This window comes from Streptomyces sp. NRRL F-525 (assembly GCF_000716605.1).
Taxonomy (GTDB): Bacteria; Actinomycetota; Actinomycetes; order Streptomycetales; family Streptomycetaceae; genus Streptomyces.
On the sequence record NZ_JNXE01000041.1, the window covers coordinates 21,160 to 36,484 of the forward strand.

Annotated in this window: 14 protein-coding genes; 5 read left to right on the top strand and 9 right to left on the bottom strand. The window is 71.0% G+C overall.

The window, feature by feature from the left end; genetic code table 11:
• Positions 1 to 48 precede the first annotated feature (48 nt).
• Positions 49 to 1,377 carry an FAD-dependent oxidoreductase gene (locus OO69_RS39665; protein ID WP_234444651.1) on the bottom strand — a complete coding sequence of 443 codons (1,329 nt, stop codon included), beginning with the start codon at positions 1,375 to 1,377 and terminating at the stop codon, positions 49 to 51.
• Between the two features lie 281 nt (positions 1,378 to 1,658).
• Positions 1,659 to 1,868 carry a hypothetical protein gene (locus OO69_RS52195; protein WP_158713477.1) on the bottom strand — a complete coding sequence of 70 codons (210 nt, stop codon included), beginning with the start codon at positions 1,866 to 1,868 and terminating at the stop codon, positions 1,659 to 1,661.
• A gap of 330 nt (positions 1,869 to 2,198) precedes the next feature.
• Between OO69_RS52195 and OO69_RS39670 the strand changes: the two genes are divergently transcribed.
• Entirely contained in the window at positions 2,199 to 3,470 is a 1,272-nt protein-coding gene (locus OO69_RS39670; RefSeq protein ID WP_324604580.1) for a hypothetical protein, read from the top strand.
• Here the strand turns inward: OO69_RS39670 and OO69_RS39675 are convergent.
• Together OO69_RS39675 and OO69_RS39680 are read right to left on the bottom strand one after the other, a co-directional pair.
• On the bottom strand, positions 3,467 to 5,557 hold the full coding sequence (locus OO69_RS39675) for a tetratricopeptide repeat protein (protein ID WP_199811122.1): 2,091 nt from the start codon (positions 5,555 to 5,557) through the stop codon (positions 3,467 to 3,469). The genes OO69_RS39670 and OO69_RS39675 overlap by 4 nt on opposite strands.
• Positions 5,558 to 5,675: 118 nt before the next feature.
• Positions 5,676 to 6,125: a PPOX class F420-dependent oxidoreductase gene (locus tag OO69_RS39680; RefSeq protein WP_033285799.1), complete on the bottom strand. Its 450-nt coding sequence runs from the start codon at positions 6,123 to 6,125 to the stop codon at positions 5,676 to 5,678.
• A 92-nt stretch (positions 6,126 to 6,217) separates the two neighbouring features.
• Between OO69_RS39680 and OO69_RS39685 the strand changes: the two genes are divergently transcribed.
• The 3 genes from OO69_RS39685 (at position 6,218) to OO69_RS39695 (ending at position 9,455) form a co-directional block, all read left to right on the top strand.
• Positions 6,218 to 6,805, top strand: a complete 588-nt coding sequence (locus OO69_RS39685; RefSeq protein ID WP_033285800.1) for a TetR/AcrR family transcriptional regulator — start codon at positions 6,218 to 6,220, stop codon at positions 6,803 to 6,805.
• Positions 6,802 to 8,160, top strand: a complete 1,359-nt coding sequence (locus OO69_RS39690) for an MFS transporter (protein ID WP_033285801.1) — start codon at positions 6,802 to 6,804, stop codon at positions 8,158 to 8,160. The genes OO69_RS39685 and OO69_RS39690 overlap by 4 nt, the downstream gene beginning before the upstream one ends.
• Before the next feature lie 65 nt (positions 8,161 to 8,225).
• Entirely contained in the window at positions 8,226 to 9,455 is a 1,230-nt protein-coding gene (locus tag OO69_RS39695; RefSeq protein ID WP_033285802.1) for a serine hydrolase domain-containing protein, read from the top strand.
• 25 nt (positions 9,456 to 9,480) lie between these two features.
• Here the strand turns inward: OO69_RS39695 and OO69_RS39700 are convergent, their stop codons facing one another.
• Genes OO69_RS39700 through ribA form a run of 5 tightly spaced genes read right to left on the bottom strand, consistent with a single transcriptional unit; the run spans position 9,481 to position 14,495 of the window.
• The gene (locus OO69_RS39700) at positions 9,481 to 10,629 is read right to left on the bottom strand and encodes a saccharopine dehydrogenase family protein (RefSeq protein ID WP_033285803.1); all 1,149 of its coding nucleotides are present in this window, start codon (positions 10,627 to 10,629) and stop codon (positions 9,481 to 9,483) included.
• A complete protein-coding gene (locus tag OO69_RS39705) occupies positions 10,622 to 11,689 on the bottom strand; it encodes a saccharopine dehydrogenase (protein ID WP_033285804.1) in 1,068 nt (355 codons plus the stop codon). Before OO69_RS39705 ends, OO69_RS39700 begins: the two co-directional genes overlap by 8 nt.
• The gene (locus tag OO69_RS39710; protein WP_033285805.1) at positions 11,686 to 12,831 is read right to left on the bottom strand and encodes an NAD(P)/FAD-dependent oxidoreductase; all 1,146 of its coding nucleotides are present in this window, start codon (positions 12,829 to 12,831) and stop codon (positions 11,686 to 11,688) included. Before OO69_RS39710 ends, OO69_RS39705 begins: the two co-directional genes overlap by 4 nt.
• On the bottom strand, positions 12,828 to 13,799 hold the full coding sequence (locus tag OO69_RS39715) for an ornithine cyclodeaminase family protein (RefSeq protein WP_033285806.1): 972 nt from the start codon (positions 13,797 to 13,799) through the stop codon (positions 12,828 to 12,830). The genes OO69_RS39710 and OO69_RS39715 overlap by 4 nt, the downstream gene beginning before the upstream one ends.
• A 33-nt stretch (positions 13,800 to 13,832) precedes the next feature.
• Entirely contained in the window at positions 13,833 to 14,495 is a 663-nt protein-coding gene (ribA, locus tag OO69_RS39720; RefSeq protein ID WP_033285807.1) for a GTP cyclohydrolase II, read from the bottom strand.
• Between the two features lie 38 nt (positions 14,496 to 14,533).
• On the opposite strand from ribA, the gene OO69_RS50845 reads away from it, so the two are divergent.
• Complete coding sequence (locus OO69_RS50845; RefSeq protein WP_078652777.1) at positions 14,534 to 15,289, top strand: creatininase family protein; 756 nt, start codon at positions 14,534 to 14,536, stop codon at positions 15,287 to 15,289.
• The last annotated feature ends 36 nt before the right edge of the window (positions 15,290 to 15,325 follow it).

A 15,325-nucleotide genomic window follows, 5' to 3' on the forward strand; every position in this document is an offset into this window, starting at 1 on the left:
GCACCCCCGGGCCCCGTTGCCCGGGGGTCTCGGCTGCCGAGGAGGCGCTCAGACCGTCTCGGAGCCTCGATAGGCGTACATGTCGGCGAGGAACTTCCGGCGCAGCGCGGGGACTTTGCTGCTCACGCTGAAGTAGCTGCGGGCGGCGAAGAGCGCGAGGCGGCCGGTGACGGGGCGGTAGAGGGGGTCGTCGCCGCTGGTGCCGTTGTTGTCGAGGGACTCGGCGACGCGCGTGAAGCCGTAGGGGATCATCTCGGATTCGTAGTCGCCGATCGCGGTCAGCAACGGCTTGGACTCCCTTGCCACGGCGGTCAGTTCGCGGCAGAGGAGGGCCGCGTCGCGCAGTGCGGTGTTGGCGCCGACGCCCTGGCCCGGCGTCATCGTGTGGATGGCGTCGCCGAGCAGGGTGACGGTGGTGGTCGGCCAGGGGTCGACGGGGACCGAGGTGGCGATCCGCAGCGGGAACGCGGCCTCGGGGTCGGAGAGTTCGAAGATCCGGCGCAGGTCGGGATGCCAGCCGCGGGTCGACTCCAGTGCGATGTCGACGAGTTGCTTGCCGCGCCGGTGATGGGTGCCCTCGGGGAAGTGGTCGTGGGCGCTCCAGATCGACAGGTTGATGTAGTCGCGTGTGTTGTCGAACCGCAGCCCTGACCAGCTGTCCAACAGGGCTGTGTCGGCAGGGTTCTTGGGCCTCCCCTGGTCGTCCCACTTGAACTCCATGACGTGGAGCATGCCGATCATGCCCTTGGTGCCGAAGATGAGGGACAGACCGTTGAGGACCTCGTCCGAGAGCAGGGCGCGGGTCTCGGGGGTGAGGGCGGTCTTGGTGGCGATGGCCGTGATGCCGGCGTCCTTGATCTCCGCGTGCGGCAGGTACTGGCGCCGCACGGCCGAGCGCGTGCCGTCCGCGGCGACCAGGACATCGCCGGTGGCGGTGGTGCCGTCGGCGAAGTGGGCGGTGACCGTGCCGTCCGGGTGCTGCTCGTAGTGGGTGAACTCCTTGCCGTGGTGCACGACTTCGTCCATGCCGGTGAACAGCACCTGCCGCAGGGTCGAGCGGGAGACGGAGCGTTCGCTGTTGATCTCGTCGCGCCCTTCGGGGAGTTCGAAGGTGGCGGTGGTGCGCAGGGACTGGGTGAGCACGTTGAAGTGGCGCGGGTCCCGGGCGCAGGTGGCGACGAAGGTGTCGAAGAGGTCGGGCGGCAGGCACTCCTTGAGGGCCCGGTTGCCGGTGGGGTCTATGCCGACGCGGTACCCGTAGAGCCCGTCCCGGCGCGAGCCGTAGCGTTCGTACACGGCGACCGAGACACCGGCCTTCCTCAGTCCGTGCGCCAGGCACATCCCGCCGGTACCGCCGCCGATGATCAGAACGTGCACGAGGACCACTTTCCTTGACGACCAGACATCTTGACTATCAAGCCACTTCCAGCCTGCAGGGAGATGCCTTGATTGTCAAACGAAATGGAGGCGCGAGCCCTACTTGGAACGTTCCCGAGCGTGGGCACCCCGTTGACAGATGACGTTTCGCGCAAGAACATCGGCCGGAACGAGCAGAAAAGAACAGCGCCACTACCGCCGAGGGAGGGGTCTCCGCGTGCCCCGGCCGATTTCAGGGGCGGCCGGTGCACGCGGACCCGGGGCCGACTACCGTTGCCCGATCACACGTGCGAAAGGTGGTCGAGGGGCGTGGCAGGGGCCGAGGAGTGGATACGGGTGCCGGTCGGCGACGACGCCGGGCGGTGGGCGACGCGGGGGCGCAGCCGCAAGGTGCTGTTCGTCGTCCACAACGTGACGTCCGCGACCCGGCTGCTCGATGTACTGCCGCTGTTCCACGACGACTTCCGGGTGCAGTTGCTGGTGACGTGCACGGGGTCGTCGGCGTTTCGGGCCGGGGTCGCGGAGTTGCTGGCGGAAACGGGGGTGCCTGTGGTGCCCTGGGACCAGGCCGTTCAGACTCCGGTCGACTTGGCGGTGTCGGCGAGCTTCGGCGGTCAACTCCGGGCATTTTCCGGTGTATTGGCCGTCTTGTCACACGGTGTCGGATATACTAAGAGGCTAGGGACACCCGACACCCGACACCCGACACCCGACACCCGACACCCGACACCCGACACCCGACACCCGACACCCGACACCCGACACCCGGCAGCGAGGCGGCGGATGCGGCGGCTCCGGTTTTCGGGTTGTCGCCGGAGTGGTTGCTCGACGAAAGCGGGCGGCCCGTCGCGAACGCGCTGGCGCTGTCGCACCCCGAGCAGTTGGACCGGTTGCGGGCCGTCTGCCCCGAGGCCGCGTCCACGGGTGTACTGGCCGGTGACCCCTGCTGGGACCGTATGCTCGCGGCCCGCCCGTACCGGGATCGCTACCGCCGGGCGCTCGGTGTCGGACATACGCAACGACTGGTGGTGCTCAACTCCACCTGGAACCCGGATTCCCTGTTCGGCGACGACATACTGCCCTCCCTGCTCCCCCGGCTGACCTCCGAACTCCCCGCCGACGAATACCGTCTCGCGGCCGTCCTGCACCCCAACATCTGGCACGGCCACGGCCCCGGCCAGATCCGCGCCTGGCTCGACCGCGCCCGCCGCTCCGGCCTCACCCTCGTCGATCCCCTGCACGGCTGGCGCCAGGCACTGCTCGCCGCCGACGCCGTCATCGGCGACCACGGCTCGGTCACCTACTACGCCGCCGCACTCGGCACCCCTGTCCTCCTCGGCGCCGCACCCCTCGCGGGCCTCGCCCCGGACGCCCCGGTGCACGCCTTCGTCCGTACGGCACCCCGCCTGGACCCCGCGCTCCCGCTGCGCCCCCAACTGGCCCAACTGATCGACACGCACAGCCCGTTGCCCGAGCCCGCGGCCTTCACCAGCTCCGTACCGGGCGAGTCGGCGACCCGCCTCCGACGCCTCTTCTACGACATCATCGGCATCCCCGAACCGGACGCGCCCGCGCTGCTCGAACCGCTCCCGCTCCCGCCGTTCGAGCCGGCGACGCACACGGTCCCGCTCCAGGTGCTGACCGGGTTGCTGGGCTCGGGCGAGGTCTCGGTCGTCCGGTACGCGGGCCCGCACCCGGCGCCCGACAGCACGGGCGAGACGCACATGGCGGTGCACGAGGACACCCGCGAGCAGTCCCAACTCTCCCTGGCCGACGTGGTGTTCCGCCAGGGCGCGGCCGACGATCCCCGCTTCGGGTCCCCCGCGCTCTGGACGACGGAGACCCTCGCCCGGCACCCGCAGTGTGCCCTCGCCGCGTACATCACCGGCCCCGGCACCTGCACGGTCCGCACCTCGGACGACACCCTGCTGCACCTCCGTGCCGAGCCGGGCGCGGACGCCGATCCGGCGGCCTACGCCTCGGCCCTGCACGCCTGGCTCGCGTCCGGCAAGTCACTGCACGAGGTCGTCGCACAGGGGCTGACCGTGCACATGGGAGGGGCCGTGCACCGGGTTCGGGTCGTTCGCGGCTAGCCCTCGCAGCGTTCGCGCAGGCCGCGCAGATACTCCAGGTGCTGTTCGGCCTTCTCGTCGCGGAGCGCGGCGGTCGCTTCGTCGATCAGGGCGCGGGCGACCGTGAACTCACCGCTGTTCAGGCGGGTTTCGGCGAGGTCGGTGAGAGTCCGTGCCGTGTTGTAGGCCTCACCGCTGCCGCGGAAGAAGGCCAGGGCGCGGTCCAGACGCTCGACAGCCTCAGGCTGACGGCCGAGTCCGCGCAGGGCCCGGCCGCGGTGGCGTTCCAACAGGGCGCGGGCGCGCGGCAGATCGGCGGCGCCCTCGTCGGCGGGTCCGATGCCGTCGAGGATGCGGTACGCCTCGTCGAAGGCCGTGTACGCCTCGTCGAAGCGCCACTGGCGCAGCCGGAGCAGGCCGAGGAACTCGACGGCGGAGGCGTGGCCGCGCACGTGTCCTCCTGCCTGTTCGTCCCGGGCCGCCGCGAGCGCTTCGGGTTCCGCCTCGTCCCAGCGGCGCAACTCCATGAGGCTGTGGGCGAGTTGGGCGTGCAGGGCACCGGCGGTGCGGGTGCCGGGGAAGTGGGAGTCCGCCGTACGGACACCGGCCTGCAGGGCGGGCAGCAGGATGTCGTGGTGGCCGGCCTTGAGTTGGAGCGGCCAGAGAGCCTGGCCCAGCAGGACGACGGTGTCCCAGTCGCCGAACTCCTCGGCGGCGTGCACCGCTTGGACCAGGTTGGGGGCCTCGGCGGCGAGTGCGGCGACGCCCGCGCCGCGGTTCTCGTACGACAGCGGTGTGGGCGCGGACGGGACGCGCCAGCTCTCGGGCAGCGCGGCCTGTGCCGCGGCGAGGGCGAGGTGCAGATAGCCCTCGACCGTGCGGGACACGGCGGCGGAGCACGCGGCGATGCCGTCCACGGCGGCGGCCGTGCGGGCGGCGTGCGCGCGGACGGCGGGGCGGTAGCGGTAACGCCCGTCGTCCGTAGGCTCGATGAGCAGGGCGCCGGCCAACTCGTCGAGGAGCCGGGCGGCTTGGGCCTCGTCGGTGTCGGCGGCGCGGGCGGCCGCGGCAGCGTCGAGGGCGGGCCAGTCGTACAGGCCGGTCAGGCGGTAGAGGCGGGCGGCGTCCGGGGCCAGCAGGCGGTACGAGTCCTCGACGGCGGAACTCACCGGGTCGCTCCCGGGACCGGCGGGCGCCTCCGGCGGTACGGGTGGTGCGGTCAGCCGGGGTGCGGCGGCGCGCAGCGCGTAGGGCGAACCGGCGCAGCGGTCCAGTACGGCGGGCAGCGTGGCGCGGGCGGCGCTGACCGCGGGTTTGCCGACCAGCTCGGTGAGCAGCCGTTTCGCGTCCCGGCGACCGAGCGGGCCGACCGGGATCCGCAGGGCGTCGAGGCCGATGAGCGGATTCCGCGCCACGACGAGGGTGACCACGTCCGGAGCCGGTGCCAGCAGCGGCTGCACCTGGGCGGCCGAGCGCGCGTGATCGAGCACCACGAGAGCGCGGCGGTCGGCCAGGGAGCGCCGGAACAGGGCGGCCCGGTCGGCGGTCGCGGGCGGTATGTCCTCGTCGGGCAGGCCGAGTTGGCGCAGCAGCGTGGCCAGGACCGGTTCGGGGCCGAGCGCGCGCAGGTCGGCGTAGAGCTGCCCGTCGGGGAAGCGCGCCGTCTGCCGTGCGCCCCAGTGGAAGGCGAGGGTGCTGGTGCCGATGCCCTCGGGACCGTGGAGGAGCGCGAGTCGTGGGCGGCCGTCGAAGGCGCGGGTCGCCTCCTTGTCCAGGAGTTTCAGGGCGTCCTGACGGTCCGTGAAGGAACGGGGTGCCGACGGCAAGCAGTGGCGTCCCGGCCCGGTGACGGGCTCCGGGATGCGCACGCCTCGCGCGAACCGGGTCCAGGCGAGGGCGAGTTCGGCGTCACCGTGGACGCGGTCGTGGACCATGTGCGCGATCGCGTTCACTTCGTCGGGGGTTGCGGGTGCCGTCACCTCGCGTCCGGCGAGGCGACGGACCATTCCGCCGGCCGATTCCCAGGCCAACTTGCCCGCCTCACCGGCCATTCCGGCGCCGACGGCCCCGAACACCGCACTGATGGCGTTCGTGGACAGCAGATCCATCACCTCGAGCACTCCCCCGTCGTCCGCTCACCGCACAGCGGATCAACCTTAGCGCCGGTGAAGGTTGGTGACGATGGGTCACCCCCGCCCGGGATGGATCATCGGCGGGCGCGAGGGCTCAACTCCGTTTGTCCGCCGCCGGAATCCCATACGCCCGCTCCACCCGCAACCGCAGCACCAGCCGCCGGTCCCGCACCATCGCCTCCCGGTAGTCGTCCCAGTCCGGATGCTCGCCGAGGACATCGCGGTAGAGCCGGATGAGTTCCTCGACCGTGTCGTCGTGCGGGTCGGCGGCGACCGGGGTGAGATCGGCCGTGCCCTCGGCGACCGTGAAGGCCCAGCGGTCGGCACTGGTCACGTGGTACGAGGCGCGGGGGTCCCGGCGCAGGTTTCGGGTCTTGGCGCGGCCGTCGGTGATCGACACGCGAATGATCCGCTCGTCGGGGTAGTAGGCGTGGCTGACGTTCGACAGCTGGGGCCGGCCGTCCTTCTTGAGCGTGACCAGCACCCCGCCGTGGCCCTCGGAGAGCAACTGGAGCAGTGCGTCCTGCGTCGCGTCGTGAGTCATACGTACGTCAACCGTGTGAGGCGGGTCACTCATTCCCCGAGCCGGGAGCCAGCGAGTAGACACTGTCTACGGAATGTTGGTAGACAGTGTCTATGAGCGTGAGCGAACCGGAAGCAGGACTACGCGGCCGCCTGGTCGACGTGGGTGTGGAACTGGTGGCCCAGGAAGGCGCGCAGGCCCTCACCCTGCGCGAGATCGCCCGCCGGGCCGGTGTCTCCCACGGGGCGCCCCGCCGCTACTTCCCCACCCACCTGGAACTCCTGTCCGCCATCGCACGGCGCGGCTTCGCCGACCTGGGCGAGCGGGCGACGGCAGCCCTCGGGAAGGCCGAAGCGAACCCGCGCGCGCAAGTGACGGCGCTGGGCCACGTCTACCTGGAGTTCGCCCTCGACAACCCCGGCATGTACGAGTTGATGTTCCGTCACGATCTGCTGGAGAGCCGGCACTTGGGGCTGCGGGACACCAGCCTTCCCCTGTTCGGCGTCCTGGTGGACCTGGTCGGCCGGGCGCGTCCCGACGTGGACGCCCGCCTGGTCGCGGGCGCGCTGTGGGCGAACCTGCACGGCCTCGCCCAGCTCTGGCGCTGGGGCAGCCTCCAACTCGCCACCGGTGCCGACGACTTCACCGCCCTGCTGCGGTCGGCCCTCGACTCTCACCTGGGTCCGGAGGCCACCCGATGACGGTTCACCGGCGGCTCGTGCTGGCGAGCAGTGCGGCGGGGGCCGCGATCGTCGCGCTGGACGGGACCGTACTCACGGTCGTGCAGCCCACCCTGCAACGGGAGTTGGGGGCCTCGCTCGCGCAGGTCCAGTGGACGAGCACCGCGTATCTCGTCGCCGTGGCAAGCCTGTTGGTGTCGGCCGGGCGGATCGGGGACCGGTACGGGCATCAGCGCGTGTTCAGGCTCGGGATGCTCGGGTTCGGTGTCGCCTCGGCCGGGATCGGACTGGCGCCCGGGGTCGGCTGGGTGATCGGACTCCGGGTCGTCCAGGGGGTGTTCGGGGCACTACTGCAGCCGGCCACGCTCGGCATGCTGCGCGCCGCGTTTCCGCCCGACCGGCTCGGCATGCCCATCGCCGTACGGACGAGCGTGATCGGAATCGCGGCCGCCGCCGGGCCGTTGGTGGGCGGGGCGCTGGTGGGCGCGGTGGGCTGGCGGGCCGTGTTCTTCCTCAACGTCGTGCCCTCGCTCGTGTTCGGCGCGCTCGCCCTCACCGTTCGGGACCCACGACCACGGCAACTGAACGGCATCCGGTTCGATCTGCCCGGCGCCCTGCTGCTCGCACTCTCCCTCGCCTGCCTCATCCAGGCGCTGGTGGATCTCCCCGATTCGGCGGCCGGGCTCGCGGTGGCCGCGCTCGCTGCCCTCGCCTTCGTACGGCATGAGCGTCGTACCGCACATCCGCTCCTCCCGCCGGACGTCGTCGGCTCGACGGCGATCCGCGGGGCGCTCGGGATGCTGCTCGCCGCGTCGGCCGCGTTCTCCGGGACGCTGTTCGTCGTCACCTATTTCCTGCAGGACACGATGGGACTTGGCCCGTTCCAAAGCGCCCTCCGGGGGCTGCCCTTGGCCGCCGCGATGGTCCTCGCGGCACCCGCGACCGCCGTGGTGCTGCGCCGGGTCGGAGCCCGTTCCACGGGCGGCGCGGCGATGGTGGCCGTAGCCCTGGCTGTTCTCGTGCTGTCCCGGGCCTCTGGAACGGTCCAGGTATGCGGTGGATTCGCCCTGTTGGGCGCCGGGTTCGGGACGGTGATGGTGGCCGCGACCCAAGTCGTCGTACGGGAGGCTGCCGTTGAGTCGGCCGGGGTGGCGGGCGGGCTCAAGCAGACCGCGGTGAACGTGGGGCCGACGCTCGGGGTCGCCGCGGGAAGTGCGCTGATGGCCGGAAGTGGCCGGGAACCGGCCCTCGAAATCCTCGCCGCGGTGGCTCTGACCGGCGCTCTCGCCTGTCTCGCGCTGCCCGGGCGGACAGTCGCGTCGCTCACACATCCCCCCGTTACAGGAGACCGCGCAGGTGTTCCTGCGCGACGATGAGTTCCGAGGTGTCCGGGGCCGGGTATGCGGGACCCCACCTCGTGAACGCAATTCGGAGGAGAGCCATGGCACAGCTGCGACAAGAGGTCGACCCGGACGAGGTCGGACTGGATCACAAGGCGCTGGACCGCCTGGACCAGCACTTCGCCCACTACGTCGACGTGGAGCGCCTGCCGGGCTTCCTGGTGTCCGTGGCCCGCGGCGGTCGCGTCGCCCACCTCACCGCCCACGGGCACCGCGATGTGGCGGCCCAACTCCCGGTCACGTCGGACACGTTGTACCGGATCTACTCCATGACCAAGCCGGTCACCGCGGTCGCCGCGCTGATCCTGATGGAGGAGGGCAAGCTCTCCCTGGACGACCCGGTCGGCGACCACCTGCCGGCCTTCGCGGACATGCGGGTCTACGACAGCGGCTCCGGCGCCGACGTGAAGACGCGGCCGGTGGAGCAGCCGATGCTGATCCGCCATCTGATGACCCACACCTCGGGTATGACCTTCGCGTTCTACCACTCGCACCCGGTCGACGCCCTGTACCGGGACGCGCACCTGGAGTCGTCCGTGCCGCCCGGCGCGAACCTCGCCGAGGCGATCGACATCTACGCCAGCCTGCCGCTCCAGTTCGAGCCCGGCACGCAGTGGAACTACTCCGTCGCCTCGAACGTGCTCGGCCGCGTCGTCGAGGTGGTCTCCGGACAGCGGCTCGACGAGTTCTTCGCCGAGCGGATCTTCCGCCCGCTGGGGATGCCCGACGCCGGCTTCTCCGTACCGGACGAAAAGGCGGACCGGCTCTCCGAGTTGTACGGCGACGCCGACGGCGGCGGGATCGAGCCGATCGCCGGGCTGCCGCTGCGGGGCGGCCGACCGCGGTTCCTGTCGGGGAGCGGCGGGATGGCGGCGAGCCCGTACGACGTGCACCGGTTCGCGGAGTTCCTGCGCCGCCGGGGCGAACTCGACGGCACCCGGCTGCTCGCGCCCGAGACGGTCGACCTCATGGCCAGCAACCACCTGCCCGACGGCGCCGACATGCGCGCCTTCGGCAGCCCCGCGCACCAGGAACCCGGCAACGACGGCATGGGCTTCGGTCTCAGCGTCTCCGTGGTCATCGACCCCGAGCGCACCCAATCCCCCATGGGACTGGGCGCGTTCGGGTGGAGCGGCGCGGCGACGACGACGTTCTGGGTGGACCCGGGCCGCGATCTCACCGTGCAGTTCATGACCCAGCTCCGGCCCAAGCACTCCCTGAAGATCATCCCGGAGCTGAAGCAACTGGTGCACGAGGCCGTCACGGACTGAGGCTCAGCCGCTCCCCCGGGAACTGCTACTGATCAACCCGCAGCGTGAACTCCAGCCCCTCCCCCGCCAGTTCACTCAGCCACTCCCGTGACCGTTCCGCCGTCTCCGCCGCCCGGTTCAGGCCGGACGGCAGGTCGTCGGAGAGGATGTGGCGGACGGCGAGGGAGAGCGGGCGCGAGACACAGCGGGCCATCGCGCTCTCCTCCTCGTCGCCGACCAGGTCGAGGAGGTAGCTGCCGGACCAGGTCCTGCCCGTGTCGCCCAGGACGTCCAGGGACACCGCGAGGACGACCCGGTCGTGGTCGGCGTCCGTGGTGGGGTAGGTCGCCGCCAACTCCCTTGCGAGCTCGGCGATCCGGGTGTCGTCGCCCGCCTTCAGCTCCTCGAACACCGCACCCCAGGCCCGCAGCCAGCCCTCGAGCCGTAGCGTGCCGCGCACGAACGTCCGGGGCGTCCAGGACGCCGGCAGCCCGTACTGCTCGATGAACGGCACGCTGTCCCGGTTCGGATAGACCTCGAAGGTCTCGCCGTCGATGACATGCGGCCGGGTCACCTCCCAGGGCCGCTCGGCCGTGGTCTCCTCGCCGTCCTCCAGGTACCGCGCCGGTGAGCGCAGCGCCCCCAGCACTCCGGCCGGCGCCCAACTGAACCGGTACCGGAAGTCGTTGGGCACGGCGGGCACCCCGCCGCAGTACGAGGTAAGGCTGTACGAGGCATCGTCGCCGATCGCCTGCCGGGCGCGGGCGACCAGGCTGTGCGCGAAGAGATGGTCGATGCCGGGGTCGAGACCGGCCTCGGTGAGGACGACGATCCCCGCCTTCTCGGCCGCCGGTACTTGTTCGAGCACCGCGTCCGACACATAGCTGGAGCAGGCGAAGTGCGCCTGCCGTCGTACGCAGACCGCCAGCAGCGCCGCGTGTTCGGGCGCGGGCAGCATGGAGACGACAACATCTCCGGGCGCCAACTCGGCCGTGAGTGCGGCGAGTTCGAACGCACGCGGTTCGGCGCGTCCCGTCAGGCCCAGGTGGGCGAGGGCCCGCGCCGCCCGCTCCTCGGTGCGGTGCCACAGCCGTACCCGCGCGGCGGTGTCGCAGAGTTGGGCGAGCCCGCTGCCCGTGGACAGTCCCGCGCCGATCCAGTGGACGGTACCGCTCGCGCGCACCACGTCAGACATGGCCCAACTCCCCATCCTCTACGGCGATTCCGAGTTCACGCGACTTAGTACGGAACAGGTCCAGGTCGCGCCGCCACGCCTCACCGGTCCAGAAGTCCAGGAGTTGGGGCAGCAGCGCGGCCGAGAAGTCGGTGCTGGACTCCCTCGGGAGGAGGGACGGCAGGTTGTCGATCGCGATGAGGTCGAGCGGGGTACGCTCGCGCAACTGCCGTACCGGGTCGTCCCATTCGGTCGTGCGGTCGTAGACCGGCAGGACGTTGAGGGGCGAACCCACGTCGCAGGTGACGTCGGAGACGGTGCGGAGGCGGCGGGTCGGGTCGTCCAGGTCCGGCTCGCGGAGGAAGGGCGGGACCGGGGTCGTGGCCAGAACGCAGTTGACCAGCACGTCGTGGGCCAACAGCGCCGGGCGGTCGAGGTCTTGGGTCTCGGCCATGTCCCAACAGGTCGGATCGATCCCGGCCGTCGAGAACGCGACCCGCGCTCCTCGCCCGCTGCGACCGAGCGCGCCGATCACCAGCGCGCTGAACTCCGTGTCCCCTGAGGCAGGTTGAAGCAGCTCGTCCAACTCCTCCTTCGACGTGGGCATCAGCGGCGCGACCAGTCGGCCCCGGTGCTGGAGGACGGCCAGGGCCGCGCCCAAGTAGCCCGCCCAGAAGCCGAACGCGGCGAGGCGGCGGCCGTTGTCGTCCACCAGGTATTCGAGGTCGAGCAACGCTCCTCCCCCGGCCGCGAACCGGCTCAACAGGTCACTCGCTCCCGGCTGGCCCTTGTAGGCGTGGCCGAAGAAGATGTGACGGTGGGTCAACTCCTTCGGTTCGTCCGGAAGTTCCTTCAGGCCGAGGATCACCGTGTTCTCCGGCGCCGACACCCACGAGCCCGCGGGCGCCACGCGGGCGCCGATCGCCTCGTACTCCTCGATGGGGAAGATCCGTTGCGGGGACTCCTCGACCGTGAGGGGCACGCCGTTCTCGACGAGGTGGCGGGCGTCGGAGGGGACGACCGGGGTGCGGCGTTCGGTCGTGCGGGGCTCGTGGCGCAGCCACAGATGGAGCTCGGTCATACCAGGTTGACCTCCGGGCGCGGGGCGTCGGCCGCGAACCGGCCGGCGCTCAGGGGGCTGACGTCCACGAAGGGTACGTGGCCGAGGTACAGGTCGCGGACGACCTCGCCGACGGCCGGTCCCTGGAGGAAACCGTGGCCGGAGAAGCCGGTGGCGTAGAGGAAGCGGGAGACCGAACTCGCCTCGCCGATCAGGGCGTTGTGGTCCGGCGTGTTCTCGTACAGCCCCGCCCAGCCGCCCGTGCGGCGCAGTTCCAGGAGGTCGGGGGCGCGGCGGCGCATGGCGTCGGCAAGGCGGGGGATCCAGCGGTCGTGGGTGTCGGTGGCGAAGCCGGGACGCTCGTCGGGGTCGGACATGCCGACGAGGAGGCCGGGGCCCTCGGTGTGGAAGTAGAGGCTGGTGGTGAAGTCGATCGTCATGGGGAGGTCGGGCGGCAGTCCCGTCACCGGTTCCGTGACCGCGATCTGGCGGCGCAGCGGCTGCACGGGGAGGTCCACGCCCGCCATCGCGCCGATCCCCTTGGACCAGGCGCCGGCCGCGCAGATCACCGTGTTGGTGTCGATGCGGCCCAGGGTCGTCACGACCGCCGTGATGGTGTCGCCGTGTGTCTCGATGCCGGTGACGTCGGTGTGGCGCAGGATCGTCGCGCCGTGGCTGCGCGCGGCGGCCGCGTAGCCGTGGACGACGGCCTCAGGGGTGCAGTGGCCGTCGTCGGGCGAGTAGGCGGCGGCGAGGAGTCCCTCTGTGCTGATCAGCGGGGAGAGGCAGCGGGCCTCGGCGGGGTCGATGATGCGGCTGGGCACGTCGAGGGAGTTCTGGAGGCGGACACCTGCCTCGAAGTTCGCGACGTCCTCGGGTGTGGAGAGCAGGAACAGGTAGCCGACGCGATGTAACCCGATGTCGTAGCCGGTGTCCTCCTCGAAGCGTTCGAAGGCCTCCAGGCTGCGGGCGCCCAACTGCACGTTGAGCCCGTCGGAGAACTGCGCGCGTACTCCGCCGGCCGCCTTGGAGGTGGACCCGGCGGCGAGTTCGTCCCGTTCGACGAGGACGACGTCCCGGACGCCGGCGCGGGCCAGGTGGTAGGCGATGCTGGTGCCGATGACCCCGCCGCCGATGACGACGACCTCTGCCTGACGCTTCACGGGCGCTCCTTCTTGGCCGCGTCGATGACGGCCCAGGCCGCGGCCGCGTCCTGGATGCCGAGTCCGACGCTGTTGTAGTGGACGATGTCGTCGGGTCGGGTGCGGGCGGTGCGGCGGCCGGTGAGGACGGCGCCGAGCGGGATCAGGTCGTCGGGGGTCAACAGGCCCTCGCGCAGGGCGCCGACGATCGGTCCTGCGTGCTCGGCGGCCGTCTCCGGGTCGTCGACCACGACGGCCGCGGACCGCCGTAGGACATCCAGGTCGACCTCGCTGCGGGTGGGTTCGAAGGAGCCCACGCTGACGACCGTGCAGCCGGGTGCGAGCCAGGCGCCGTGCACCACGGGGGTGGTGCTGAGCGTGCAGGCGGCGACCACGGACGCGTCGGTCACGGCTTCCTTCGCGGTGGCCACCGCCTCGACGGGGAAGGGGAGTTGGGCCGTCAGCGTCTCCGCGGCCCGTGCGCGCCGCTCGGGGTTCGGGCTCCACAGGCGTACAGACTTCAGGTCCCGGACCCGGGCGATCGCGCGGACATGGGCGAGGGCCTGGGTGCCCGAGCCGAGGACGCCGAGACGGTCGGCGTCGGGGACGGCCAGGGCGTCCACGGCGACGGCGCTGCCCGCGGCCGTGCGCAGGGTCGTCACCGCCGTGCCGTCCATGACCGCGACCAGCTGTCCGGTGGACCGGTCCAAGGCGCTGATCACCGCGTGGACCGTGGGCAGTCCGGCGCGGGCGTTGGCCGGGTTGACGCTACCGAACTTCGCCACCGCCCCGGTGTCCGCCGACAGCCGGGAGACGTAGGCGAAGACGACACTGTCGTCGAAACGGCTCGGGTGCATGATCTTGCCGGGCAGGTCGGCGGCGCCGTCACCGAGCGCGGTGAAGGCCGCGCGCTGCGAGGCGATGGCCGCGTCGGTGTCGAGCAGGTCCGTGACCCGGTCGCCGGAGAGGAAGAGGACGTCGTCGGTCATTCCCTCTTCCTGTCCGGACCGCGCTCACCCGAATCAGGACCAGTGCGCCACCGCGTCCAAATGGGGCAGGTGGTGGTCGAGACGCTCCCGCTTGGTGCGGAGGTAGGTGATGTTGTTCTCGCACGGCGGGATCAACAGCGGTACCTCTTCGGAGACTTTGATGCCGTGTTCCAGCAACGCCTCGCGTTTGCGCGGGTTGTTGGAGAGCAGGCGGACGCTGGCCACGCCCAGGTCGTGCAGGATCTCGGCGGCGACGCCGTAGTCGCGGGCGTCGACCGGGAGGCCGAGAGCGAGGTTCGCCTCGACGGTGTCGAGTCCCTCCGCCTGCAGGGCCATCGCGCGCAACTTGGCGAGCAGGCCTATGCCTCGGCCCTCGTGCCCTCTCAAGTAGACGACGATGCCCCGGCCTTCGGCGACGACGGCCCGCATCGCGGCGTCCAACTGGTCGCCGCACTCGCAGTGCTGGGAGCCGAAGGCATCGCCCGTCAGGCACTCCGAGTGGAGCCGGGTGAGTACGTCGTCCGTGCCGATCTCGCCGTAGACCAGGGCCACTTGCTCGTCACCGCGGTCGTGGTCCAGGTAGCCGATCGCCTGGAATTTGCCGTACACGGTGGGCAAGGGAGCATTCACGACGCGTTCCGCGCCCCTGGGCTGCGCGGACTTCTGCTTGCCGAGTACGCCAATGTTTTCTGTCATGATCTGGTTCCTAAGCAGAGACGAAAGGCCGTGAAAAAATGAATGGTTCGGACTCACGGACGGCGGCATACGGACTGGTGCCGGCGGACACCACGGAGGACGTGCGGTCTAGGGGGGCAGAAGTATCAACACAGGTCGCCGTCCTTCCGGTCGGCAGTTTCGAGCAGCACGGCCCGTATCTTCCGCTGGCGACCGACACGTTGGTCGCCTGTGCCGTGGCCCGGGAGATCGCCGCGGCGTACCCGGTGCATCTCCTCCCTCCGGTGACGATGGCCTGCTCGCACGAGCACGCGGCCTGGCCGGGGACCGTCAGCATCTCTTCCGTGACCCTTCATGCGGTGGTGCGGGACATCGCGGACTCGCTCCGCCGCTCGGGGGTCGAGACCCTGGTGGTGGTCAACGGTCACGGCGGAAACTACGTCCTGGGCAACGTCGTTCAGGAGTCTTCTGCCCGCGGTGAGCGGATGGCACTGTTCCCGGCCGCGGAGGACTGGGAGACGGCGCTCGAGCGGGCCGGAGTACTGACCTCGCTGCTCACCGATATGCACGCGGGGGAAATCGAGACCTCCATTCTTCTGCACGCTCATCCCGAATTGATCCGTCCCGGATATGAGACCTCCGATTTCGTCGCCGACGACCGTCGCCATCTCCTGACGCTCGGTATGTCCGGCTATACCGAGTCGGGCGTCATCGGGCGCCCGTCCCTCGGCTCGGCGGAAAAGGGGAAGGCACTGCTGGCGAGCCTCGCCGATTCCTTCGGCGCGTATTTCTCGCTGCTGACCGCGGAGGCCTGAGCGGGCACCGGGTCCGGTACGGCGCTGCCGGACCCG